Origin of the sequence: Streptomyces viridiviolaceus, assembly GCF_014650995.1 — a bacterium.
Classification (GTDB): domain Bacteria; phylum Actinomycetota; class Actinomycetes; order Streptomycetales; family Streptomycetaceae; genus Streptomyces; species Streptomyces viridiviolaceus.
On record NZ_BMWA01000021.1, the window covers coordinates 135,951 to 159,671 of the forward strand.

At 73.2% G+C, this 23,721-nt stretch carries 24 protein-coding genes; 13 read left to right on the forward strand and 11 right to left on the reverse strand.

Annotated features, from left to right (window positions below; translation table 11 throughout):
• The first annotated feature begins 9 nt into the window (after positions 1-9).
• Together IE260_RS28405 and IE260_RS28410 are read left to right on the forward strand one after the other, a co-directional pair.
• Positions 10-864 (forward strand): carbohydrate ABC transporter permease, encoded by an 855-nt coding sequence (locus IE260_RS28405; RefSeq protein WP_189876888.1) that lies wholly within the window; start codon positions 10-12, stop codon positions 862-864.
• On the forward strand, positions 861-2,267 hold the full coding sequence (locus tag IE260_RS28410) for a glycoside hydrolase family 32 protein (RefSeq protein ID WP_189876891.1): 1,407 nt from the start codon (positions 861-863) through the stop codon (positions 2,265-2,267). The genes IE260_RS28405 and IE260_RS28410 overlap by 4 nt, the downstream gene beginning before the upstream one ends.
• Positions 2,268-2,576: 309 nt before the next feature.
• Here IE260_RS28410 and IE260_RS28415 read toward each other — a convergent pair whose 3' ends face one another.
• A complete protein-coding gene (locus IE260_RS28415; protein ID WP_189876893.1) occupies positions 2,577-3,641 on the reverse strand; it encodes a LacI family DNA-binding transcriptional regulator in 1,065 nt (354 codons plus the stop codon).
• 108 nt (positions 3,642-3,749) lie between these two features.
• Between IE260_RS28415 and IE260_RS28420 the strand changes: the two genes are divergently transcribed.
• Both IE260_RS28420 and IE260_RS28425 read left to right on the forward strand, forming a co-directional pair.
• Positions 3,750-4,580 carry an aldo/keto reductase gene (locus IE260_RS28420; protein ID WP_189876896.1) on the forward strand — a complete coding sequence of 277 codons (831 nt, stop codon included), beginning with the start codon at positions 3,750-3,752 and terminating at the stop codon, positions 4,578-4,580.
• 51 nt (positions 4,581-4,631) lie between these two features.
• Positions 4,632-5,267 (forward strand): DNA polymerase ligase N-terminal domain-containing protein, encoded by a 636-nt coding sequence (locus IE260_RS28425; protein WP_189876898.1) that lies wholly within the window; start codon positions 4,632-4,634, stop codon positions 5,265-5,267.
• A gap of 80 nt (positions 5,268-5,347) precedes the next feature.
• Here the strand turns inward: IE260_RS28425 and IE260_RS28430 are convergent, their stop codons facing one another.
• The 4 genes from IE260_RS28430 to IE260_RS28445 all read right to left on the reverse strand — a co-directional run bounded on the left by IE260_RS28430 (position 5,348) and on the right by IE260_RS28445 (position 9,399).
• Positions 5,348-7,681, reverse strand: coding sequence for a SpoIIE family protein phosphatase (locus IE260_RS28430; protein WP_189876963.1), 2,334 nt, complete (start codon positions 7,679-7,681; stop codon positions 5,348-5,350).
• A gap of 61 nt (positions 7,682-7,742) precedes the next feature.
• Complete coding sequence (locus IE260_RS28435; RefSeq protein WP_189876901.1) at positions 7,743-8,210, reverse strand: peroxiredoxin; 468 nt, start codon at positions 8,208-8,210, stop codon at positions 7,743-7,745.
• Positions 8,207-8,587, reverse strand: coding sequence for a DoxX-related protein (locus tag IE260_RS28440; RefSeq protein ID WP_189876903.1), 381 nt, complete (start codon positions 8,585-8,587; stop codon positions 8,207-8,209). The genes IE260_RS28435 and IE260_RS28440 overlap by 4 nt, the downstream gene beginning before the upstream one ends.
• A gap of 32 nt (positions 8,588-8,619) precedes the next feature.
• A complete protein-coding gene (locus tag IE260_RS28445; RefSeq protein WP_189876904.1) occupies positions 8,620-9,399 on the reverse strand; it encodes an AraC family transcriptional regulator in 780 nt (259 codons plus the stop codon).
• A 27-nt stretch (positions 9,400-9,426) separates the two neighbouring features.
• On the opposite strand from IE260_RS28445, the gene IE260_RS28450 reads away from it, so the two are divergent.
• Entirely contained in the window at positions 9,427-10,644 is a 1,218-nt protein-coding gene (locus IE260_RS28450) for an MFS transporter (protein ID WP_189876907.1), read from the forward strand.
• A gap of 1 nt (position 10,645) precedes the next feature.
• Here the strand turns inward: IE260_RS28450 and IE260_RS28455 are convergent, their stop codons facing one another.
• Both IE260_RS28455 and IE260_RS28460 read right to left on the reverse strand, forming a co-directional pair.
• Positions 10,646-11,167 (reverse strand): MarR family winged helix-turn-helix transcriptional regulator, encoded by a 522-nt coding sequence (locus IE260_RS28455; RefSeq protein WP_189876910.1) that lies wholly within the window; start codon positions 11,165-11,167, stop codon positions 10,646-10,648.
• A gap of 106 nt (positions 11,168-11,273) precedes the next feature.
• Positions 11,274-11,930 (reverse strand): TetR/AcrR family transcriptional regulator, encoded by a 657-nt coding sequence (locus IE260_RS28460; RefSeq protein WP_189876965.1) that lies wholly within the window; start codon positions 11,928-11,930, stop codon positions 11,274-11,276.
• Between the two features lie 230 nt (positions 11,931-12,160).
• Between IE260_RS28460 and IE260_RS28465 the strand changes: the two genes are divergently transcribed.
• From IE260_RS28465 to hemC, 4 genes are all read left to right on the forward strand, one after another.
• Positions 12,161-13,642 carry an MFS transporter gene (locus IE260_RS28465; RefSeq protein WP_189876911.1) on the forward strand — a complete coding sequence of 494 codons (1,482 nt, stop codon included), beginning with the start codon at positions 12,161-12,163 and terminating at the stop codon, positions 13,640-13,642.
• Between the two features lie 97 nt (positions 13,643-13,739).
• A complete protein-coding gene (locus IE260_RS28470) occupies positions 13,740-14,720 on the forward strand; it encodes an ATP-dependent DNA ligase (RefSeq protein WP_189876914.1) in 981 nt (326 codons plus the stop codon).
• Between the two features lie 134 nt (positions 14,721-14,854).
• Positions 14,855-15,631, forward strand: a complete 777-nt coding sequence (locus tag IE260_RS28475) for an NPP1 family protein (RefSeq protein ID WP_189876917.1) — start codon at positions 14,855-14,857, stop codon at positions 15,629-15,631.
• A gap of 56 nt (positions 15,632-15,687) precedes the next feature.
• Complete coding sequence (gene hemC / locus IE260_RS28480) at positions 15,688-16,623, forward strand: hydroxymethylbilane synthase (RefSeq protein WP_189876920.1); 936 nt, start codon at positions 15,688-15,690, stop codon at positions 16,621-16,623.
• 33 nt (positions 16,624-16,656) lie between these two features.
• Here hemC and IE260_RS28485 read toward each other — a convergent pair whose 3' ends face one another.
• Positions 16,657-17,181: a hypothetical protein gene (locus tag IE260_RS28485; RefSeq protein ID WP_189876922.1), complete on the reverse strand. Its 525-nt coding sequence runs from the start codon at positions 17,179-17,181 to the stop codon at positions 16,657-16,659.
• Positions 17,182-17,568: 387 nt separating this feature from the next.
• Here IE260_RS28485 and IE260_RS28490 point away from each other — a divergent pair, with 387 nt between their 5' ends.
• Positions 17,569-18,360, forward strand: coding sequence for an RNA polymerase sigma factor SigF (locus tag IE260_RS28490; protein WP_189876925.1), 792 nt, complete (start codon positions 17,569-17,571; stop codon positions 18,358-18,360).
• A 65-nt stretch (positions 18,361-18,425) separates the two neighbouring features.
• Here IE260_RS28490 and IE260_RS28495 read toward each other — a convergent pair whose 3' ends face one another.
• Positions 18,426-18,746, reverse strand: a complete 321-nt coding sequence (locus IE260_RS28495) for an ANTAR domain-containing protein (RefSeq protein ID WP_189876928.1) — start codon at positions 18,744-18,746, stop codon at positions 18,426-18,428.
• 227 nt (positions 18,747-18,973) lie between these two features.
• Between IE260_RS28495 and IE260_RS28500 the strand changes: the two genes are divergently transcribed.
• Positions 18,974-19,780, forward strand: a complete 807-nt coding sequence (locus tag IE260_RS28500) for a VOC family protein (RefSeq protein WP_189876931.1) — start codon at positions 18,974-18,976, stop codon at positions 19,778-19,780.
• Between the two features lie 10 nt (positions 19,781-19,790).
• Here IE260_RS28500 and glgX read toward each other — a convergent pair whose 3' ends face one another.
• Both glgX and IE260_RS28510 read right to left on the reverse strand, forming a co-directional pair.
• Positions 19,791-21,938 (reverse strand): glycogen debranching protein GlgX, encoded by a 2,148-nt coding sequence (gene glgX, locus IE260_RS28505; RefSeq protein ID WP_189876934.1) that lies wholly within the window; start codon positions 21,936-21,938, stop codon positions 19,791-19,793.
• A complete protein-coding gene (locus tag IE260_RS28510; protein WP_189876937.1) occupies positions 21,935-22,453 on the reverse strand; it encodes a pep a2 in 519 nt (172 codons plus the stop codon). Before IE260_RS28510 ends, glgX begins: the two co-directional genes overlap by 4 nt.
• A 256-nt stretch (positions 22,454-22,709) precedes the next feature.
• Between IE260_RS28510 and IE260_RS28515 the strand changes: the two genes are divergently transcribed.
• Both IE260_RS28515 and IE260_RS28520 read left to right on the forward strand, forming a co-directional pair.
• Entirely contained in the window at positions 22,710-23,030 is a 321-nt protein-coding gene (locus tag IE260_RS28515) for a DUF5133 domain-containing protein (RefSeq protein ID WP_189876940.1), read from the forward strand.
• 53 nt (positions 23,031-23,083) lie between these two features.
• Positions 23,084-23,721 (forward strand): maltotransferase domain-containing protein (locus IE260_RS28520; protein WP_189876943.1); only part of this gene is annotated, 638 nt, incomplete at its 3' end.

A 23,721-nucleotide genomic window follows, 5' to 3' on the forward strand; every position in this document is an offset into this window, starting at 1 on the left:
AGTGAGCCCATGAGCCAAGCGACCATGAACTTCAGCCGCGTGCGGCACGGACTCGCGCCCTGGGCGCGGATCGCCGGGCTCGCCGTGTGCGCCCTGCTGACCCTCGGCCCGGTGGTGTGGACGGTGTCCACCTCGCTGCGCGCCCCCGCCGAGGCGTTCGACCTGCCGCCGCGGATCATCCCGACCGACCCCTCGGCCGAGGCCTACCGCGGGGTGTTCGACCAGCTCGACGTCTGGCTGCTCGCCCTCAACTCCACGCTGGTGACCGCCCTGATCGCGGTGGGTCAGATGATCACCGCGGGCCTCGCCGGATACGCCTTCGCGCGTCTGGAGTTCCGGTTCAAGAAGCCGCTGTTCGCGCTGGTGCTGGCGACGATGATGGTGCCGTTGCAGGTCACCGTCGTGCCGGTGTTCCTGGTGCTGAAGTCGATGAGCCTGACCGACACCCTGCTCGGGCTGATCGTTCCGGCTTTCCCCACCGCCTTCGGCACGTTCCTGATGCGCCAGTACTTCCTGGGCATGCCGAAGGACCTGGGCGAGGCGGCGATGCTGGACGGCGCCGGGCCGTGGCGGACCTTCCGGTCCGTGTACGCGCCGCTCGCCGCGCCCGGCCTCGCGATCGTCGGCGTCCTCGCCTTCAACTACCACTGGAACGAGTTCTTCCGCCCGTTGATCCTCGAGACCTCCAGCCAGAACTACACGCTGCCGCTGGGCCTGGTCTCCCTCCAGGGCAACCTCGGCACCGGGTCGGTCTCCGTGGTCCTGGCCGGTGTCGTGCTGTCCATGATCCCCGCCGTCGCCGTGTTCGTCGTCGGCCAGCGCCCTCTTCGCGAGGGCATCACCTCCGCAGGAGTCAACCGTTGAGCCTCGCCGCTCCCCCGCAGGATCCGCACGCCCCGCGCTTCCGGGTCCGCCCGCCCGCCAACTGGATCAACGACCCCAACGGCCCCTTCCGTTGGCGGGGCCGGTACCACCTCTTCTACCAGCACAACCCGCACGCCCCGGTGCACGCCGACGTCCACTGGGGCCATGCCTCCAGCGCCGACCTCGCCCACTGGGAGCACCACCCGATCGCGCTCACCCCGACGCCCGGCGGTCCCGACGAGGCGGGGTGCTGGTCGGGGTGTGTGGTGGACGACGGCGGCGTGCCGACCGCCGTGTACACGGGCATCGACCGTGACCACGCCGGTCTCGGCGCCGTCTGCCTGGCGCGGGCGGCCGACCCGGACGACCTCGCGCTGACCGAGTGGCGGTCGCTGCCCGCGCCCGTGGTCGGCGGGCCGCCCCCCGGCCTGGACGTGGTCATGTTCCGCGACCCGTTCGTCTTCCGGCGCGGCGGCCGGCGCTGGGCACTGGTCGGGGCCGGGCATGCCGACGGCACGCCCTCGGTCCTGCTGTACGACTGCGACGACCTGGCCCGCTGGCGGTTCGCCGGTGTGTTCCTCGACGGAACCGACCTCGTCGCCGCCGGCGCCTTCGGCGACCGGGCGGTGGGCTGGGAGTGCCCTCAGCTGTACGCGACGCGGGGCGGGGAGTGGGTGCTGGTGGTGTCGTTGTGGGACGGGGATCCCTGGGCCACCGGGTATCTGACAGGAAGTCTGGCGGCGACGGAGGAGGGCGGGTTGCGCTTCGTGGCCCGGCATGCCGGGCCGCTCGACCACGGCCGGGACTTCTATGCGCCCGCCGTGCTCCAGGAGGACGGCCGGGCCCTGCTGTGGGGCTGGTCGTGGGAGGCCCGTACCGCGGGCGAGACCGAGCGCGCCGGGTGGGCCGGCGTGCTCACCGCGCCCCGGGTCGTCGACGTCCACCCCGACGGGTCCGTGCGGGTCGCCCCCGCTCCGGAACTGGGGCTGCTGCGGGCTCCCGAGCCGTTCGTGACCGCGCCGGGCCGGGCTCCGCTCCCGGAGGCGTACGACCTGACGGTCACGGCACGCACCCGCACCACCCTGAGCCTGATGCGGTCCGCCTCCGGCGCGGAGCTGACGGTGTGCGTGGACCCGGAGGAGGGGACCGTGACCCTCGACCGCGCCGGATGGCCGCGTGCTGGGGACGAGGGTCCTGCGCCGGTCGTGGCGCGGGTGCCGCCGGGCACGGAGCCGGAGGTCCGGGTTCTCGTCGACGGTTCGCTGTACGAGCTGTTCGTCGGCGACCGGGCCACGGTCACCGAGCGGGTCTACCGCGGGCCCGACGACGTGGCGGAGCTGGTCGTGGAGGGGGCCGGCACCGACGTCAGCGGGTGGGCGCTGGTCCCGTCGCCGAGCGAGTGACCCCCCGGGCGGGCGACCCGGTGCACGGGGCCCGTCCGGCACCGGTCGCCGGGCCCGACCGCGTGAGCGGAGCCAGTAGCCCTGAGGACCGGCACCGCGTCGACGCACGGGCGCGGGGCCCACGGACACCCACGCGACCACCAGACGGTCGACCCACGCCCCACCACGCGAGAAGAACCAGACACCACCGGAACCGGCACCCCACCAACCGACGGGCCCCGGCCCCACGAACACCCACGCAACCACCAGACAGTCGACCCACGCCCCACCACGCGAGAAGAACCACTCACCGCCGGAACCGGCACCTCATCAACCGACGGGCGCCGGCCCCACCGACGCGCGGGTGATCACCGGGCAGGCGATCCGGCGGACGGTGGCGGGCGGGGTGCGGCCCGTGTCGATCGCGTCGAGGAGCAGCCGTGCGGCGGCCTCGCCCATCGCCCGGTGCGGCAGCGCCACCGTGGTCAGGGGCGGGGTGAGGAACGCGGCCATGTGCTCCTGGTCGTCGTAGCCGACCACCGACAGCTCGTCGGGGACGGCGATCCCGAGCCGGGTCGCGGCGTGCAGGACGCCCGCCGCGACCCGGTCGTTGTAGCAGAAGATGCCGGTGGGGCGCCCCTCGGCCGGCCCCGGGCCGAGCAGCCGCATCGCGCCCTCGTGGCCGCCGGAGATCTCGCCGCCGGTCCGTACGACCCACTCCTTGGGGACGGTGACGCCCTCGGCGCGCAGGGCGTCCCGGAAGCCGCGCAGCCGCTCGGCCGAGGCGATGTCGTCGAGCCCGCCCACGACGGCGACCCGGCGGTGACCGGCGTCCAGGAGCAGCCGGGCGGCGGTGCGTCCCCCGGCGCGTTCGGCGGGGACGACGGCGGGCAGGGAGCCGTCCTCGGGCAGGCAGTTGGCCAGCACGGCGTGGGTGCGGTGCAGGCCCTCGGGGACGCGGACGCGGCGCAGGGACATCGCCGCGTAGACGATGCCGTCCACGCGCCGGTCGAGGAGTTCGGCGACGGCCGCGTCCTCCTTGGCCGGATCGCCGCCGGAGTCGACGGTGAGCACCAGGTGCCCGCTGTCCCAGGCGGTCTCCATGGCGCCCCGCAGCAGCCGGCCCGCGAACGGCGAGGAGGCGATCTCGTCGGTGACCAGGCCGATCACGGCCGTCCGGCGGCGGCGCAGGCCGCGGGCGACCGGGTCGGGGCGGTAGCCGAGTTGTTCGGCGGCCTGCCGGATGCGCTCCTGGGTGGCGGGCGAGAGGTTGCCCTCGGCCCGGCCGTTGAACACGAAGGAGACCGCGGTGTGCGACACCCCGGCGAGCCGGGCGACATCCCGTGACGTGGGACGTACCGGTCCCGTCGTGCGCTTCTCCTCGGCGCTGTCCATGCCGTCCGCCGTCCTCGTCCCCGCCCCGTCAGGTTGATCACCGCTCACCCTATCCGTGAGGCTGGAGGGACGGCACACAGTGCACTCAGTCAAGGGAAAGGTCCCCCGGTGATCAGCATCCCGACGCACACGCTCAACGACGGCACGCTACTCCCCGCCCTCGGCCTGGGCACCTGGCCGCTGGACGACAACGCGGCCGAGCAGGCGGTCCGCACGGCCCTTCAGGCGGGCTACCGCCTGATCGACACGGCGACGAACTACCGCAACGAGACCGGCGTCGGCCGCGGTGTGGCCGGCGGCGGCGTCCCCCGCGAGGAGATCGTGGTGACGACCAAGCTGCCCGGCCGGCACCACGGCTACGAGGAGACCCTCGCCTCCTTCGAGGAGTCCCGCGGCCGGCTCGGCCTGGACTACGTCGACCTGTACCTCATCCACTGGCCGCTGCCCCGCGTGGACAAGTACGTCGACTCCTGGAAGGCCATGGTCAAGCTGCGCGAGGACGGCCTGGTGCGGTCGATCGGCGTCTCGAACTTCACGGCCGAGCACATCGAGCGGCTGGAGAAGGAGACCGGCGTGCTGCCGTCCGTCAACCAGATCGAGCTGCACCCGCTCTTCCCGCAGGACGAGCTGCGCGCCTTCCACGAGCGCAAGGGCATCCGCACCGAGAGCTGGAGCCCGCTGGGGCGCGGCAGTGACCTGCTGGGCGACCCCGCCGTCGCCTCGGTCGCCGAGGATCACGGTGTGACGCCCGCCCAGGTGGTGCTGCGCTGGCACACGCAGCTCGGCGCGGTCCCGATCCCGAAGTCGTCGGACCCGGAGCGGCAGCGCGCGAACCTCGACGTCTTCGGCTTCACCCTGGACGACGTCCAGATGAGGGCCGTCGCCGACCGCTCCCGCCGGCGGATCGGCGGGGACCCGGAGGTGCACGAGGAGTACTGACCGGGGTACCCGCGAGCGGTCGGCGCACGCCGCGCGGGAAGGAGCACGCACGTGGGTGAGGAGAACCGGCTGCGGGACTACCGCGGCAAGCGCGACTTCGGCCGGACCGGCGAGCCGGAGGGCCGCGGGACGCCCTCCGGGTCGCAGGAGCCCCGGTTCGTCGTGCAGATCCACGACGCGAGCACCCTTCACTTCGACTTCCGGTTGCAGGTGGCCGACGTGCTGAAGTCCTGGTCGGTGCCGAAGGGCCCCTCGGCCGATCCGAGCGACAAGCGGCTCGCGATGCCGACCGAGGACCATCCGCTGGAGTACGAGGAGTTCGAGGGCGTGATTCCCCGGGGCGAGTACGGCGGCGGCACGGTGATCGTCTGGGACCGCGGCACCTACGAGCCCTTGAGCCACGACCGCAGGGGCCGGCCGGTCGACTTCGCCGCGTCGCTGGAACGCGGTCATGCCAGGTTCCGGCTCAGTGGCTCGAAGCTGCACGGCGAGTACGCCCTGACCCGGTTCCGCGGCGGGAAGGACGGGGACGGCGAGGAGGCGTGGCTGTTGGTGAAGACGGCCGGCGGGGGTGCCCGGGGGCACGGCACCCCCGACCCCCGCCGGGCGCGGTCGGCGCGCACCGGACGCACGCTGGCCCAGGTCGCCGCGGACGCCGAGGAGGGCGGGGACGGCGGCGGGCGATGACGGGCCTCCCCGGGCCTCACCGGGCCTCACCGGGCCTCACCGGCGATCCCAGGCCGAATCCCGGGCCGGTCCCTGGCGGATCACTGTGCGGGGAGCGCTTGTTCGGCCCAGATCGTCTTGCCGCAGCCGGTCTGCCGGCTGCCCCAGCGCTGGGTGAGCTGGGCCACCAGCAGCAGTCCCCGGCCGCCCTCGTCGTAGGCGTGGGCGCGGCGCAGGTGCGGTGAGGTGGAACTTCCGTCGGAGACCTCGCAGATGAGGGTGCGGTCGCGGATGAGGCGCAGCTGGATGGGCGGCTCTCCGTACCGGATCGCGTTGGTGACGAGTTCGCTGACGACGAGTTCGGTGACGAACGCCTCCTCCTGGAGTCCCCAGGCCAGCAGCTGCTCGATGGCGGACTGCCGGGTGGCGGCCACGTGCGCGGGGTCCGGGAGGACGTCCCAGGTGGCGACCTGGTCCGCGCCCAGCGCCCGGGTGCGGGCCAGCAGCAGCACGACGTCGTCGCTGGGTTCCTCCGGCATGACGGCCTTGAGCACGTTGTCGCACCGGGCGTCCAGGGAGGCCGCGGGGGCCGTCAGCGCGCGGCACAGTTCCGTGGTGGCCTCGTCCACGTCGCGGTCCTCGACGAGGCCGTCGGTGTACAGGGCGACGACGGAACCCTCGGGCAGATGCAGCTGTGTCGCCTCGAAGGGCAGACCGCCGACTCCGAGCGGTGGCCCGGCGCTCACCGGAATGAGCCGTGTGGTGCCGTCGGGCAGGAGGAGGGCGGGCGCGGGGTGGCCTGCGGCGGCCAGGTCGAGCCGTCGGGAGATGGGGTCGTAGACGGCGTAGAGGCATGTGGCGCCGAGTTCCGCGATCTCGGCGCCGCCGGCGTCACCCGCCAGGTGGGTGACCAGATCGTCGAGGTGGGTGAGGAGTTCGTCGGGCGGCAGGTCCACGTCGGCGAGGGTGCGGACGGCCGTGCACAGGCGTCCCATGGTCGCCGAGGAGGGGATGCCGTGGCCCACGACGTCGCCGACGACGAGGGCGACGCGGCTGCCGGAGAGCGGGATCACGTCGAACCAGTCGCCGCCGATGCCGGCCGCCGATCCGGAGGGCAGGTAGCGGTGGGCCACCTCGACCGCCGCCTGCCCGGGCAGACCCCTGGGCAGGAGGCTGTGCTGCAGCTCCAGTGCGGTGCCGCGTTCCCGCGCGAAGCGGCGCGCGTTGTCGATGCACACGGCGGCCCGGCCGACGAGTTCCTCGGCCAGGACGGCGTCGTCGGTGGCGTACGGCTCCTGGGGCCTGATCCGGTCGGCCACCGCGACGCCCAGGGTGGTACCGCGGGCGCGCAGCGGCACCGCCAGCATCGAGCAGATGGCTTCTCGGTAGGACCGGTTGTGCGGGGCCTGTACGTCGCGCATCCGCATCCACCGTTCGAACTCCGGGTCGCCCGGGCCGCTGATCACCACGCGTCCCTCCCTGAGCGCACGGGCCGGTGCGGCGCACGGCGGGTACACGTCGCTCCCGCCGAGGGGCAGGGGGGCGGTGGGGAAGCCCTCGGTGGCGAAGGCGTGGGCGACCCGGCGCAGCTCGATGTCCTCGGTCGGCACCGAGAGGGGTTCGTCCGTGCCCAGGACCCAGTCGAGCAGGTCCACGGTGGCGAAGTCGGCGAACCGGGGCACGAGGATCTCGACGAGTTCCTCGGCGGTGCGCACGACGTCCAGGGTGGTGCCGATGGCCGCGGCGGCGTTCAGCAGGGCCAGGCGCTCCCGGGCCCGGTGCTGCTCGGTGCTCTCCAGTGCGGCCATGGCGACGGCGGCGATGCCGCCGTGCGCGTCGCGGACCGGCCACATCTCGACGGTCCAGGCGTGCTCCCGGGTTCCGGACGGTGCGTGGGTGAAGCTCTCGTACTGGACGGGGCGCCCCGTCTCGGCGACCTGCCGCAGGTGGCGGAGGAAGGCCGGGACGTCGTCGTCGATGTTCTCCAGGGTGTCCGGCAGGTACCGTCCGAGCAGGTCCTTCGCGGGTACGCCCGCCGTCCGCCAAGCGGTGTCGTTGACCCGCACGTAACGCAGCCCTGGGTCGAGGACGGACATGGACAGGGACGACTGCTGGAAGACCTCGCCGGTCAGGACGAGATCCGGTTCGACGGCCGGCTCCGCGGTCACCGCGTACGCGGTCGACGTGCCGTCCGCGCCCAGCAGCGGGCAGGCCCGCAGGCGCAGGGTCACGGTGGTGCCGTCGCGGTGCCGGACCACGACGGTGCCCGCCAGCGCGGACACGGCGCCTGGTGGCACGTCCTCGGCGAGCAGCTCCCGCGCGGCCCGTCCCACGACCTCCTCGGCCGGGTGTCCCGTCAGTCGCCGGGCGCCCTCGCTCCACCCCGTCACCGTGCCGTGGGCATCGACGATCGCCGCAGCGGAGGCGTGCTCCATGTCGTCCAGGATCATCCCATTACGACGCGGTATCAACCGGGGCGGAGCGTGAACGGTCCCTTCAGGTGCGGCGGTCCCGCAGCACGGCGAGGGCCCGGTCGGCGTGCGCGGCCATCCGCAGCTCGCTGCGGACGACCTCGAGGACCGTGCGGTCCTGCCCGATGACGAAGGTGACCCGCCTGGTGGGCGCCAGGGAGAACCCCCGCCGCACGCCGAACCGCTCGCGGACGGTGCCGTCGGCGTCGGACAGGAGCGGGATGCCGAGGCGGTGGCGTCCGGCGAACTCCTGCTGCCGTTCGACGGGGTCGCCGCTGATGCCCACGGGCCGGGCGCCCACGGCGGCGAACTCGGTGGCGAGGTCGCGGAAGTGGCAGGCTTCCGCGGTGCAGCCGGGGGTCAGGGCCGCAGGGTAGAAGAACAGCACGACCGGGCCGTCGGCGAGCAGCTCCGACAGGCGGCGCGGGGTGCCGGTCTCGTCCGACAGCGCGAAGTCGTCGACCGTGTCGCCGACGGCGGGCCGCCCGGTCACGCCCGGCCCCCGCTGTTCCTGGCGACGCCGCGGGCCCACAGCACGAGCGGCACCTGCAGAGGCAGCCGGCCGTAGGCGGCGGCCTTCAGGGGCGCGGGGCGGTGCCGCCAGTCCACGGCCATCTTCACGTTGGCGGGGAACACCCCGGCGAAGAAGGCCGTCGTGGCGAGCGCGGCGGTCCGCCGGGTGCGGGGCAGGGCGAGGCCCGCGGCCAGCGCCAGTTCGGCGGCGCCGCTCGCGTACGTCCAGGCGCGGGGGGTGCCCGGCAGGCTGCGCGGCACGATCGCCTCGAACGTGCGGGGCCGGGCGAAGTGGGCGACGCCCGCGGCGGCCAGCAGGCCGGCGAGCAGCAGGGGTGAGCGTTCGGACCGGGACACGGTTCCTCCTCCGGGGGGCCTGCCGCGCGATATTACTCGACGGTAAGGACGGTGGGCGGACCGGCCGGGCCACGGCGCCGGTGGCTGCCCGGCGTGTAGCCGAACGAGCGGCGGAAGACGTCGATGAAGGCGCTGGCGGAGGACCAGCCGCAGCGGTGGGCGACGGTGGTGACGGGCAGGCCGTCGGCCAGCATGCGCAGGGCGTGGTAGAGGCGCGACTGGGTGCGCCACTGGGGGAAGGTCATGCCGAACTCGTCGCGGAACAGCCTGCTGAGGGTGCGTTCACCGGCCCCGGTGGCGGCACCGAGGGCGGCCAGGGTGCGGGTGTCGGCGGGATCGGCGTGGAGAAGCGCGCACACCGCGGCCAGCCGGGGGTCGGTGGGGGTGGGCAGGCGCAGCGGTTGCTGGGGGGAGGCGCGCAGCTGGTCGCGCAGGACCGCGAGCAGGCGGCGGCGTTCGGGGCCCGGGTCGTCGGGTTCGCGGGTGTAGGCCAGGATCAGCTCGCGCAGCAGCGGGCCGACGGCGAGGACGACGGGGACGTCGAGGCCGAGCGGGTTGTCGTCCGCGGGCAGGCCCACCAGGTGCAGGTCGAGGCGGCCGTGGGCGCGGTGTGCGTGCACGGTGCCCGCGGGGACCCAGATGGCGCGGGTGCCGGGGGCGAACCAGGTGCCGGCGTCGGTGGTGACGGCCACGACGCCGGAACCGGCGTAGACGATCTGGTGGTCGTCGTGCCGGTGGGCGTCGATGCGCTGTCCGGCGGCCAGGTGCCGGGCGCGGGTGGGGGCCGTCGGTGTGTGGCGGATGTTCGACACAGTCGGGCAGATTATCGGAAGCGGGCCATGTGCGGCGGGGCCGACGATCGACGGGTGACCGCGCATCGCCATCGGCCCATCGTCCTGTTGTCCCTCGGGCACGCCTGCGTCGACGTCCACCAGGGAGCCGTCGCCGCCCTGGTGCCGTACTTCGTCGCCGAGCGCGCCTACTCCTACGCCGCCGCCTCGGGCGTCGTCCTGGCCGCCTCGCTGCTGTCCTCACTGGTACAGCCGCTGTTCGGCGCGCTCACCGACCGGTGGGCGCTGCCGTGGCTGCTGCCGCTGAGCGCGCTGGCCGGCGGCGCCGGGGTCGCCCTCAGCGGCGTCACCGGGTCCTATCCGCTCACCCTGGCGGCGGTCGCCGTGACCGGGGTCGGCGTCGCCGCCTACCACCCGGAGGCCGCCCGCGCGGCACGTGACGCCGCGCGGGGCAGCCACACGGCGATGGGCTGGTTCTCCCTCGGCGGCAACGTCGGCTTCGCGCTGGCGCCGACTCTGGTCTGGGCCGTCGTCGCCACCGGCGGGCTCGGGGCCTCGCCCCTGCTGCTCGCCCCGTCCGTCGCGGGGGCGGCCCTGTGCGCGGCCGCGGTGCGCTCGGCCCGCGCGGCCCGGGTGCCGGACGGCCGTGCAACGGTGCCGGCCGGAACCGACGACTGGGTGTCGTTCCTCCGGCTCACCGGCGCCGTCGTCTGCCGGTCGGTGGTGTTCGTCGGGCTGAGCACGTTCGTCTCGCTGTACGTGCGCGAGCGGACCGGGGGCGGGGACACGGCGGGCACGGCCGCGCTGTTCGTGCTGTACGCGGGCGGCGCGGTGGGCACGGTGGCCGGGGGGAGGCTCGCCGACCGGTACGGACGGCTCAAGGTGGTGCGGCGCTCCTACGTGCTGACGGTGCTCGCGGTCGCGGGGGTCGTCCTCGTGCCCGGTCCGGTGGTGTACCTGTTCGTCGCGCTGACCTCGGCCGGGCTGTACGTGCCGTTCTCCCTGCACATCACGCTGGCCCAGGACTTCCTGCCCCGGCGGGTCGGCACGGCGAGCGGGGTGACGCTGGGGCTGACCGTGAGCGTCGGCGGGCTCGCCGCCCCGGCGCTCGGCGCGCTCGCCGACGCCACGTCGTTGCAGGTCGCGTTGCTGCCGCTGGTGGCCCTGCCCGTGGTGGGCCGGCTGCTGCTGCGCGGGCTGTGCGAACCCGTCCCGCCCGCCGCGCCCGCCGGGGTGCCGGCGGAGCACGACGCCGACGTCGGCTGAGTCAGGCCGTGCCCGCCGGGGCGGCGGACCGTCCGCCGGTCTCCTCGTCGGCCGCGTGGGCGACGAAGTCGTCGACCATGCGGTGGAAGAGGGTGGCGAGCCGGCGCAGCTCCTCGGGCGACCAGTCCGCCAGGGCCAGTTGCATGCCGCGGGCTCCGGCGTCGCGGATGCGCTCCACGGCGCGCCGCCCCTCCTCGGTGAGCTCGATGCGCTGGGCGCGGCGGTCGTCCGGGTCGGGGACGCGGCTGACGTACCCCGACCGCTCCAGTTGCTGCACCGTGCGTGTGACGTGCGAGGCTTCCACGCCCAGCCGTGCGGCGAGCCCGCCCGGGCGCAGCGGCTCGCACTCGGCCACCTGCCGCAGCAGCGCCACCGCGGCCCGGTCCAGCGGCACCCCGGCCAGGGCCGTCAGGCGGTCGTGCTGCCGGTGACGCGCACGCAGATAGGTGATGCGGGTGAGCGCTCGCTCGATCTCGGTCACTTCCGGGGAGGCGGAGCCGCCGGAGAGCGGGGGTGTGGGCATGCGGGGACTCTAACATCTCATTGCGTAACGCAAGTAAAGGCCCCCGGCCCGGCGTTCCCATGCCCCGCTCACAGCCGGGAATCCCGGCGCTCACCACGCAGCAGCATCACTCCCCGCCCCGGGGGGTGACGGGCGCCAGCCACATGCCCACGATCGCGTCGACCAGCCCGTCCGCGGCCTCCTTCCAACTGGCGCGCGGAGTGGGACGTCCCTCTGCGAGGGCACGCTCCCGCTCGGCCGCCGTGTGCACGATGAGGTGGCGGGCCATGTCACCCCGTTCGGCGCGGACCTCGTCGGGCAGCGCGGGCATGCACCGGTTGCGTCCCGCGACGATCTCGCGCAGCGACACGGAGGCGCGCGACTCATCGACCATGATCTGCCGCAGTGCGGGGTCGGTCATGACCTGGGCGCAGAACCTCGCGTACCAGGTGGGGCTGCCGAGCGCCGCCAGATGGTCGAACTGCGGCCGCACCAGGCAGTCCACCCAGTCGCGCAGGTCCGTCGAGTCGCCGAGGGCGGCGAGCTGCCGGGCCCGCAGTTCCTCGACCCGCTCCGAGTGCCGCTGGGCGATGGCCCGGACGAGGTCGGACTTCGTGCCGAAGTGATAGCCGACCGCCGCGTTGTTGCCCTGCCCGGCGGCCTCGCTGACCTGACGGTTGGAGACCGCGTACACACCGTGCTCGGCGAACAGCCGTTCGGCCGTGATCAGGATCAGCTCCCGGGTCGCGCTGACCTGTTCCGCCCGTGCCGTCCTGCCCGCCATGCTCACCACCACGCGGGACTTCCCTGAGCCCCGCGGCGGCCAGTCCCAGCCTCCGCCGCGGGTGCGCCGCGCAGCGTCGCGTTCCAGTGGACGGAAAGCCTACGCAACGGCGCGCCGCGGGCGGCGCGCGGGCCGGTACGCGTACTCCTCGCCCCACCCCTTAGAGTACGTCAAGCGACTGACTTAAAAGTGGTCGCCGCACGGACCTGCCCTCCTCGAAAGGCACCCCCATGCCCGCTTCACCCGCCGGATCGACCGGCGCCGAGACGCCCGCACCGCCGCGGCCGAACGCCGTGGTGGCGGTGCTGGCCCTGGCCGGCATCGTCGTCTCGCTGATGCAGACCCTGGTCATCCCGATCGTCCCGGAGCTGCCGGAGCTCCTCGACGCGCCGGCGTCGGACGCCGCGTGGGCGGTGACCGCCACGCTGCTGGCCGCGGCCGTGGCCACCCCGGTCGTCGGCCGGCTCGGCGACATGGCCGGCAAGCGGCGCATGCTGCTGGTCAGCCTGGTGCTGCTGATCTCCGGTTCCGTGGTGTGCGCGCTGAGCGACTCGCTGGTCCCGATGGTCGCCGGCCGGGCCATGCAGGGCCTGTCCGCCGCCGTGATCCCGCTCGGGATCAGCATCATGCGCGACGAGTTGCCGGCCGAGCGCCTGGCCGGCGCCACCGCCCTGATGAGCGCCTCCCTCGGGGTGGGCGGCGCGCTCGGCCTGCCCGCCGCCGCGCTGATCGCGGACAACCTCGACTGGCACATGCTGTTCTGGACCTCCGCCGCACTCGGCGCCGTCGCCCTGGTGCTGGTGCCGCTGCTCGTGCCCGAGTCGACGGTGCGCAGCGGCGGCCGCTTCGACGTGCTCGGCGGCCTCGGCATGGCGACCGGCCTGGTGTGCCTGCTGCTGGCGATCTCCAAGGGCGCCGACTGGGGCTGGACGAGCGGCACCACGCTCGGCCTGTTCGCCGCGGCCGTGGTGGTCCTCGCGGTGTGGGGCTGGTGGGAGCTGCGCACCCCGCGGCCGCTGGTGGACCTGCGCACCACCGCCCGCCGCCAGGTGCTGTTCACCAACCTCGCGTCCATCGCCATCGGCTTCTCGATGTTCGCGATGTCGCTCGTGCTTCCGCAGCTCCTGCAGTTGCCCGAGGCGACCGGTTACGGTCTGGGGCGCTCCCTGCTGACCGCCGGTCTGGTGATGGCGCCCTCCGGCCTGGTGATGATGGCCTTCGCCCCGGTGTCCGCGAAGGTCTCCCGGGCGAGGGGGCCGAAGGTGACCCTGATGATCGGCGCCCTGATCGTGGCGGCCGGCTACGGACTGAACATCGTACTGATGTCGGAGGTCTGGCACCTGGTGCTGGCCTCCTGCGTCATCAGCGCGGGCATCGGCTTCACCTACGGCGCCATGCCGGCTCTGATCATGGGCGCGGTGCCCGCGAGCGAGACGGCCGCCGCGAACAGCCTCAACACCCTCATGCGGTCCATCGGTACGTCGGTCGCCAGCGCCGTCGCCGGTGTGGTGCTGGCCCAGATGACCATCGGCCTCGGCGGCTTCGCCCTGCCGTCCGAGAACGCCTTCAAGGTGGTCATGGCCGTCGGCGCCGGGGCCGCCCTGCTCTCCTTCGTCATCGCCTCCTTCATCCCCCGGCACCGCCCCGCCGCCGCGGTGGCGTCCGCCTCTCCGGCCGCCGGGGCCGAGGCCGACCCGGCTTCCGTCGGGTGACGGGCGACGGCGCCGGCCCCCGGCGGGACCGGCGCCGTTCAGGCGAACCTGCCGCGGATCGGGCGTGGTGCCGCGCGGGTGCGTCGACAACTGACCCGTGGAGCTGCCTCTGATCCCTCCCATGCTCGCCACGCCCGGCCGCCTGCCGCCCGCCGCGCAGGACGCCCGGTGGGCGTACGAGACCAAGCAGGACGGCCAGCGCGTGGTGGTCTACCTGCCCGGCGACGGCCGGGTGGTGCTGCGCGCCCGCTCCGGCCAGGAGATCACGGCCGCGTATCCGGAGCTGGTACCGCTCGGCACCGTGCTCGGCACCACACCCGCCGTGCTGGACGGAGAGGTGCTGGCCCTGGACGAACAGGGCCGCGCCGACTTCCAGTTGCTGCAGTCCCGCATGGGCCTGGCGCACGCCCCGGCCCTGGCGGCTCACCGCGCGGCGAAGGTCCCCGTGCACCTGGTGCTGTTCGACGTCATGCACCTGGACGGCGCCTCCCTGGTCCGGCTGCCCTACACCCGCCGGCGCGGCCGGCTGGAGGGCCTCGGCCTCGACGGCCCGTCCTGGTCGACGCCGGCCGCGCTGGTCGGCCACGGCGAACAGGCCCTGCGGGCCACCCGCGAGCACGGCCTGGAGGGCCTGGTGTGCAAGCGGCTGGACTCGGTGTACGAACCGGGAGTGCGCTCCCGGGCCTGGATCAAGATCCGCAACATGCGCAGCGAGGACGTCGTGGTCGGCGGCTGGCTGCCCGGCAAGGGCCGGCTCACGGGCCTGCCGGGCGCCGTGCTGGTCGGCCAGCGCGCCGCCGGCCGGCTGCGTTACGTCGGTGGCGTGGGCACCGGCTGGAGCGAGACCGAGCGCACCGAACTGGCAGCGCTGCTGCGGGCGGCCACGACGGACGTGTGCCCCTTCGACCCGGTGCCGCACGTGCCGGGGGCGCGCTGGGTGGTGCCGCGGCTGGTCGGCGAGGTCCGCTACAGCACCCGCACCCGGGAGGGGATGCTGCGCCAGCCGTCCTGGCTGAGGCTGCGCCCGGATCTGGCGCCCGAGGAGTCCTCGGCCGACCTCCCGGACGACATCGTGTAACGCGTGGTCAAGTATTGGGCCGCCCTTCACCGCAGGGACGCCCGTGGCCCTTGGCCCGCAAGTGAACCGACGGGACACTGAACTCCCCTGCCCCGCCCAGCCGTTGGGCTGCGCCGGACCATGAGGAGGACGCAGTGCCGTCGAGCACGTCCAGGACCCGCCGCAGGAGATGGCTCACCGCACCCCTCGGTGCCCTCGCCCTCGTCGTCGCCTTCCCCGCCACCGCCTTCGCCGCCCCGCCCCCGGCACTGCCCGCCAACGCCGACGCGCTGGAGCGGACGTACCAGCCGGCCTACGACTACGACACCGACGGCTGCTACCCCACGCCGGCCATCGGCCCCGACGGAACGGTCAACGGCGGCCTCAACCCGACCGGCGCCCTCAACGGCAACTGCCGGGACGCGGCCGACCTGGACAACACCAACGGCTACGCACGCGCCAAGTGCAACAACGGCTGGTGCGCCTACATGTACGGCCTGTACTTCGAGAAGGACCAGGCCCTGCCCGGCAGCAGTCTCGGCGGCCACCGGCACGACTGGGAGCACGTGGTGGTGTGGGTGCAGAACGGCACCGTCGAGTACGTGTCGACCTCCAACCACGGCTCGTTCAGCGTGCACGCGAGGTCGGCGGTCCGCTTCGACGGCACGCATCCGAAGATCGTCTACCACAAGGACGGGATCAGCACCCACTGCTTCCGCCCGGCGACCTCGAACGACGAGCCGCCGGAGAACCACGAGGGCACCTGGCAGTACCCGGCCCTGGTGGGCTGGAACGGCTACCCGGCCGGCCTGCGCGAACGGCTGAGCGCGTACGACTTCGGCAGCGCCAACTTCGGCCTGAAGGACGGCAGCTTCGCTTCCCACCTGGCCGCGGCCAAGCCCTCCGGGATCCCCTTCGACCCGAACGCGTGACCCCGCCCGCGGGGGCGTCGCACCGCCGGCGCCCCCGCGGGCACTATCGTGTCCGCATGTCCGTCCCCGAACTGATCCGCATCGTCTCCCGCGACTCCCCCATGGCCCTCGCCCAAGTGGAGCGCGTGCGGAGCGAGTTGGCGGCCCTCCATCCCGGCGTGCGCACCGAGGTCGTCCCGGTGAGAACGACCGGCGACAAGTGGCTCGGCGATCTGTCGCAGGTGGAGGGCAAGGGCGCGTTCACCAAGGAGGTCGACGCCGCGCTGCTGGCCGGCGAGGCCGATCTGGCGGTGCACTGCGTCAAGGACGTGCCCGCCGACCGGCCACTGCCGGCCGGCACGGTGTTCGCCGCGTTCCTGAAGCGCGACGACATCCGGGACGCCCTCGTCCATCCGGGCGGCCTCACGCTCGACGAGCTCCCGGCCGGGGCCCGCGTCGGCACCTCCTCGGTGCGCCGCATCGCCCAACTCGCCGCAACCCACCCGCACCTGCGGTGCGTGCCGTTCCGCGGCAACGCCAACCGGCGCCTGGCGAAGCTGGCCGCCGGTGAGGCCGACGCCCTGCTGCTGGCGGTCTCGGGCCTGGAGCGCATCGGCCGCCGTGACGTGATCAGCGAGGTGCTCTCCACCGAGACGCTGATGCCGCCCATCGGCGCGGGCATCCTCGCCCTGCAGTGCCGGGAGGGCGACACCGAGCTCATCGACGCGGTCAGCGGCCTCGGTCACCCCGACACCCATCGGGAGGCCACGGCCGAGCGCATGTTCCTGCACGTCCTGCAGGGGCACTGCAACAGCCCGATCGCCGGGTACGCGCGCGTGGACCGCGGCGGGGAACTGTCCCTGCGGGCCTGCGTGTTCACCCCCGACGGCAAGGTCCGGCTGAACGCGCACGAGTGGGCCGGCCGGCTCGATCCGGCCACCCTGGGCACGTCGGTCGCCGTGGCGCTGCTGCGTCAGGGCGCCCGCGAGATCATCGACGGCATCGCGCACTGAGGCGGCGGCACGGCCGCCCGGTCCGGGACCGGATCAGGCGGTGCCCTCCTCCGCCTGGTCCCGCAGGAAGGCGCTCACCTGGTGCGCCAGACCGCCGTCCCGCCCCGCGCATCCGGGGGCCGCGGCGGCACCCTCGTGCAGGCCGAGGCCGCCGCTCCACAGCCGGCGGTCCGCCCACTCCTCGTCCACCCGCAGCTGCACCTGGACGTCCACCTGGCCGAGGCTGGCCTCCGCGCCGGCCGCGTAGAGCACGGCGGTGGCCCTGCGCAGCGGATGGACGTCGAAGCCCTCGATGAACTGCGAGTTGCGCCAGTCGAGGAACGCGCTCTCCCCGTCGGGGCCGATCCGCACGTCGATCTGCCCGTCCTCCAGGTGGATGCCGAAGTGCCGGGCGCCCCGGTTCTCGACGGTCACGCGGACACTGAAGTACGTCAGCCCCTCGGCGGCGTCGTCGCGGCCGCGCGGCGGCTCGGCCGGCTCAAGACGGTGTACGCGGACCCGCAGACCGGCGTGTTCGTCGTACTCCTGCCAGTCCCCGACCACGTTCGGCTCGTACACGGTGCACCTCTCGACCTCTCGAAGCTGCTTCCTATCTGTGCGCTCAGTGCACTGTCAAATGAGCAGAATGCGCCATGGCCAGGGACTTCACACCGTTTGATCGCCGATCAAGCGCTGCGCAGGGACTATCCGCCGGCGGACCGCGCGACGATCACGGCGGGCGTGCCGCACATCACCTTCGCGCCCCTGTCACGGAGGGCCCATTCCCTGCCGACCGGACAGCAGCCGCACCGCCGTTCGAGCGGCAGGCCGCTGCCGGTCGTGTAAGAATCCGTACATATGGGTTTGTTTCGGAATATGCGCGACAGGGCATGCCCCTCTCAGCGCTTCGGACAGGAGGATGGTGTTCCGTCCCACCCGGCACCCCTGCTGAGGGAGGTGCGCATCATGCGTATCGCCAGCAGAACCAAGCCGCACCCGCACGACGACGCCCCCGACACGGCCGCCGCGTTCGAACGCCTCGCGCAGCTGCCCGAGGGTCCGGAACGCAAGGCGCTGAGGGACGAGCTGATCCAGGTCTGGCTGCCCATGGCCGAGCGGATCGCCGTCCGCTTCCGGGGCCGCGGCGAGAGCCTGGAGGACCTGTACCAGGTGGCGGCCCTCGGACTGGTCAAGGCCGTCGACCACTACGACCCGGAACGCGGCCACGCCTTCGAGGCGTACGCCGTGCCCACCGTGACCGGCGAGATCAAGCGGCACTTCCGCGACCACATGTGGACGCTGCACGTGCCGCGCCGGATCCAGGACCTGCGCAACCGGGTGCGGCGCGCCGCGAAGGAGCTGGCGCAGACGACGCCGGGGCGCGCCCCCACGGTCGAGGAGATCGCCGCGTACGCGCACCTCACCGCGGTCGAGGTCCGCACCGGCATGGAGGCGCTGGAGTGCTTCTCCGCCCTCTCGCTGGAGGCCGAGATGCCCGGCACCGACGGGTACGCCCTCGGGGACGCGCTCGGCGGCCCCGACCCCGCGTTCGACACCGTCGTCGACCGGGTGGCCGTCCGGCCCTGTCTGGAGGCGCTGCCGGAGCGCGAACGCATGATCCTCTACCTGCGCTTCTTCCGGGGGATGACGCAGAGCCGCATAGCGCAGCAGCTCGGCATCTCGCAGATGCACGTCTCCCGGCTGCTCAGCGGCTGCTTCGCACAGATCCGCGAGGAGATCCTCGCGGAGACCGGCTGAGCCACCCGTCGACGTCCACTCGCCACGGCCCCCGCCGCTTCCCCGCCGCCTCCTCCGCTCCGGCCTCACCGTTCCGGCGGGGCTCCGGGTATCTGGGTCGGGCCGTGCTGGTCCAGGGCGTCCTCCAGCGCGACCCGGATCTCCGCCGGCATCACTCCGGTGCGCCCCCAGATGAGAATCATCTCCGCCACGTTGCGCAGTTTGATGTTCGTATGCTGGGAAACCTCCTTCAGTACGATCCACCCCTCGTCCGGTGTCAGCCGCCCGAGTACGACGACCATCCCGATCGCCTGATCGACGACGGCGTGCGAGACGACCGCCTCCTTGAGCTGCCGGACCTGTTCCTGCAGCTCGAATATCTGGTCCGAGCCCCCGTCCGTGGGCATGGTCACCTCCGGATCCGGCGCGTCGTGGCCGCTCGTGCCTCTCGGTACTGCTCCGACGCATCCATCGTCGCCACTCGGCCCGCCGCGTGCCACTGGGCCGTCCGGGGCCGACCGGTCACCGTTTCGGTGCCGCGGCCGGGGTACTCGGCAGGCGCCCCACGCGATTCCGGACGGACACTGGTGTGGAACCGGTGGCTGCCGGTGGACGAGATCAGGACGCGACTGCCATGAACCACGACATGACCTCTCCCTCCGGCGCGAAGAGCCGCCTCTCCACCCACTCCGTGTTCGGGGCACCCTGCTGGGTCACCCTGACCAGCCGTGATCTGAAGGCCACCGAGGAGTTCTACTCCGCCGTGCTGGGCTGGCAGTGGCGGCCCGCCCGGCTGGGCGATCACTTCCGGATCGCCCTGGCCGGCGGGGCCCCGGTGGCGGGGATCGCCGCGGTCGCCGCGATGTGGCAGATGGCGGTGGCGTGGACGCCGTACTTCGCCGTGGCCAGCGCGGACGAGGCCGCCTCCCGGGTGCAGGAGCGCGGCGGCACGGCCGCCGTCGGGCCGATCTCCCTGCCACCCGGCCGCGCCGCCCTGCTGGCCGACCGGGACGGCGCGACCTTCGGGGTCTGGGAGGGCGAGCTGTTCACCGACTGGGAGACCTGGCGCAACTCCCGGCCGGCCTTCATCCGGCTGCACACCCGCGACGCCTTCGACGCGGCGATCTTCTACGGCCAGATCTTCGACTGGGCCTCGGACCGTCCCGGATGCTGCGAGGTGGAGTACGACGGCGACGAGGTGGTCCTGCTCAGCCAGGGCGACGTGGTGGCGCGGATCCTGTCGGGCGCCCTGGAGGCGGCACCCGATCCGACCATCCGGCCGCACTGGCAGGTGCACTTCGCGGTCGACGACGTCACCGCGTGCGCGCGGGCCGCGGAACTGCACGGCGGCAGTGTCCTGTCCGAGAGCCGCGACGAGGCCGTCCTCCGCGACGCCGACGGCGCGCAGTTCACGGTGACCGCGCGCGGTCTCGGGCGCTGAACTCACGGGCTCACCGGCCGGTGCGGGACGGCCGGGAGAGCAGCACCAGGCTGCGCGGCTCGACGGTCAGCACCGTGCCGGCCTTGTGCTCCGCCTCGTCGGGCGTGCACTCCGGGTCGGCGGTGTCGATCAGCGTCGTCCAGCGCTCGCCGTAGGCGGCGCCCGGCAGCCGGAAGTCCGTCGCCTCCCAGTGACTGTTGAGCAGCAGCAGGAAGGAGTCGTCCACCACGGGCCGGCCGCACGGGTCCGGTTCGGCGATGGCGTCGCCGTTGAGGAAGACGCCGACGGCGTGGGCGTCGGAGCGCTGCCAGTCGTCGTCGGCCATCTCCCGCGCGTCCGGCAGCAGCCAGACCAGGTCGGGTACCGGCTGGTCGGCGTTGGTCGCCGTCTCGCCGCGGAAGTAGCGGCGCCGGCGCAGGACCGGGTGGGCGGCGCGCAGCGCGATGAGGCCCCGCGTGAACTCCAGCAGGCCGCGCTGCTCCTCGGCCAGCCGCCAGTCGATCCAGGAGATGTCGTTGTCCTGGCAGTAGGCGTTGTTGTTGCCCCGCTGGGTGCGGCCGAGCTCGTCGCCGTGGCTGAGCATGGGGATGCCCTGCGACAGCATGAGCGTGGCCAGGAAGTTGCGCTGCTGGCGGCCGCGCAGCTCCAGGACGGCCGGGTCCTCGGTCGCGCCCTCGGCGCCGCAGTTCCAGGACCGGTTGTGACTCTCGCCGTCCCCGTTGCCCTCGCCGTTGGCCTCGTTGTGCTTGTCGTTGTAGGAGACCAGGTCGCGCAGGGTGAAACCGTCGTGCGCGGTCACGAAGTTGACGCTGGCGCGGGGGCGGCGGCGGCTGTGCTGGTAGAGGTCGGAGGAGCCGGTCAGCCGGGAGGCGAACTCGCCGAGCGTGTGCTCCTCGCCGCGCCAGAAGTCCCGTACCGCGTCACGGTACTTGCCGTTCCACTCCGACCACAGCGGCGGGAAGTTGCCCACCTGGTAGCCGCCCTCGCCGACGTCCCACGGCTCGGCGATCAGCTTGACACGGCTGATCACCGGATCCTGCTGGATCAGGTCGAAGAACGCCGACAGCCGGTCCACCTCGTGGAACTGCCGGGCCAGCGTGGCCGCGAGGTCGAACCGGAATCCGTCGACGTGCATCTCTGTGACCCAGTACCGCAGCGAGTCCATGATCAGCTGGAGGACGTACGGGTGCCGCATCAGCAGGCTGTTGCCGGTGCCGGTGGTGTCGTAGTAGTGCTGCCAGTCGCCGTCCACCAGTCGGTAGTACGAGGCGTTGTCGATGCCGCGGAAGGAGAGGGTGGGGCCCTTCTCGTTGCCCTCGGCCGTGTGGTTGTAGACGACGTCGAGGATCACTTCGAGCCCGGCCTCGTGCAGGGTCTTCACCATCGACTTGAACTCGGTGACCTGCTGACCCCGGGTGCCGAGGGCCGCGTAGCCGTTGTGGGGCGCGAAGAAGCCGATGGTGTTGTAGCCCCAGTAGTTGGACAGGCCGCGGTCCTGGAGCACGCCGTCGTGCACGAACTGGTGCACCGGCATGAGCTCCACCGCGGTGACGCCGAGCGAGGTCAAGTGCTCCACGACCGCGGGGTGCGCCAAACCGGCGTAGGTGCCGCGCAGTTCCGCGGGCACCTCGGGGTGGGTACGGGTGAGGCCCCGCACGTGGGCCTCGTAGATCACGGTGTCCGCGTACGGCCGCCGGGGCGGGCGGTCGTCACCCCAGTCGAAGAACGGATCGGTGACCACGCCGAGCATGGTGTGCCCGGCGCTGTCCGCCGGGTCGGGCCGCCCCTGTGCCCGTTCGAAGAGGGAGGCGTGGTTGTCCACCTGCCCGTCCACCGCCCGGGTGTAGGGGTCGAGGAGCAGCTTCGCCGGGTTGCAGCGGTGGCCCACGGCCGGGGCCCACGGACCGTGGACCCGGTAGCCGTAGCGCTGCCCCGGGCCGACGCCGGGGAGGTAGCAGTGCCAGACGAAGCCGTCGACCTCGGGCAGCGGGATGGTGCTGTGGGTGCCGTCGTCGTCGACGAGGACGAGGTCGACGCGTTCGGCGACCTCGCTGAACAGCGCGAAGTTGGTGCCCTGCCCGTCGTACGCGGCCCCCAGGGGGTAGGGGTGCCCGCTCCACACGGGCGACCCCTTCCAGCTCGGCCTCGCGGCGGTCACTGGGCCTCCTCCACGAGGACGCCGCCCGCCGTGCTCGCCGGCCCTGCCAGCCGGGCGATCGGCATGACCTCGCGCGGCACCTCCAGCCCCTCCTGGGTGATCGGCTCCGGCGCGGTCGGCACCAGCGGGATGCGCTCGCCGGCCCGGGCGCGCTGCGAGAACCAGATGACCCTGGCGCCGGTCTCGGTGGCGCAGCAGCCCCAGCCGTCGCTGGTGGCGGCGAGGTGCTGCAGGCAGCTCCGCAGGTCCTGGTCGGGGCGGAGCGCGTGGTCGTTGCCCCCTACGGCCGTGATGAGGTGCTGGCGGTTCCACCACATCTCGATCGACGTGTTCTTGTCGCTCGCGTGCTCGTCGATCGCCCGCAGCAGCATCTCGGCGCCGCCGCAGACGGGTTCGACGAGGTTCTCCAGGTCCCAGAACCGGAGGTGAGCGGCCAGGATGCGCCTGACCTGTCGGACCCGTTCCGGGCTGACTTCCACGTCGAGGTGGTAGTAGCAGGGCACTGCGGTCTTCATCGTCGTTGGCTCCTCACCGCGAAAGCTCTCGCTCCTCCTCGTCCCGTTGGGGGACGGGGTTTCCCCGAGCACGAAGCGTGAGCGTTGATCGCTTCTGAGTCACTCCAGAGTGGGAGCAATAGCCCATTCGTGCAACACGAGCGGAAATCACCCCAAATAGTTGAAGCTCCAACAAGACGACGGGTCACCGTCCGTGCACCATGTGTGAAGAAATCGATCGTCCGTAACGGACCGTCCCGGAAGGCGGCACGGCACCATGCTGCTACCTGCGAAGACCGAAGTCGCCCGGCAGTTGCGGCGTTACCGGGCGTGGGAACGGATGATGCTCGCGTCCCCTGCGGACGTGGGCGTGCGGGCCACCTTCGAGGACTCCGGCTACACCCTGTGCGTGCTGATGGGGAAGCGGTGCGCACGGGAGGCCGCCGACGCCGCCGAACGGTATCTGCGGACGACTCCGGTGACCTACATGCAGGAGCAGAGCGAGCGGCCCCGTCCCGTCCGAGCGGTCAGACGCGGCCCGCCGGTCACGGACCGGCGTTCGCCGTCGGGGCGGAAGACCCCCTCCGGCGCGGCTTGACCCATCTGACCGGGCCCGGATCCCGGCTTCGAGCACGGCGGAGGTGAGCACGGATGAGTACGACCGGGCAGATCGGACGTATCCCGGTCCGGGACGTCCACCCGGTGGTGGAGTACGGCAGGCGCCCGGCGAAGGCGGTGACGGGAGAGACGTTCCAGGTCACCGCCACCGTGTTCCGCGAGGGCCATGACGCGGTCGCCGCCAACGTCGTGCTGAAGGACCCCGAGGGCCGGCCGGGGCCGTGGACGCCGATGCGGGAGCTGGCCCCGGGCACCGACCGCTGGGGCGCGGAGGTCACCCCGGGCGCACCGGGCAGGTGGACCTACCGCGTCGAGGCCTGGAGCGACCCCGTCGCCACCTGGCGGCATCACGCGGAGATCAAGATCCCGGCGGGCATCGACACCGGCCTCGTCCTGGAGGAGGGCGCCGAGCTGCACGAACGGGCAGCGGCGGGAGTTCCGCAGAACTCCGGACGGGCCGTGGTGCTGGCCGCGGCGGCGACGCTGCGTGACGACTCGCTGCCCGTCGCCACCCGACTGGCGGCGGCGTTGACGCCTCGGGTGGCCGCGGTGCTGGCCCGGCATCCGCTGCGGGAGCTGGTCACCACCTCCGACCCGCTGCCCCTGCTCGTCGAGCGCGAACGCGCCCTGTACGGCTCCTGGTACGAGTTCTTCCCCCGCTCCGAGGGCAC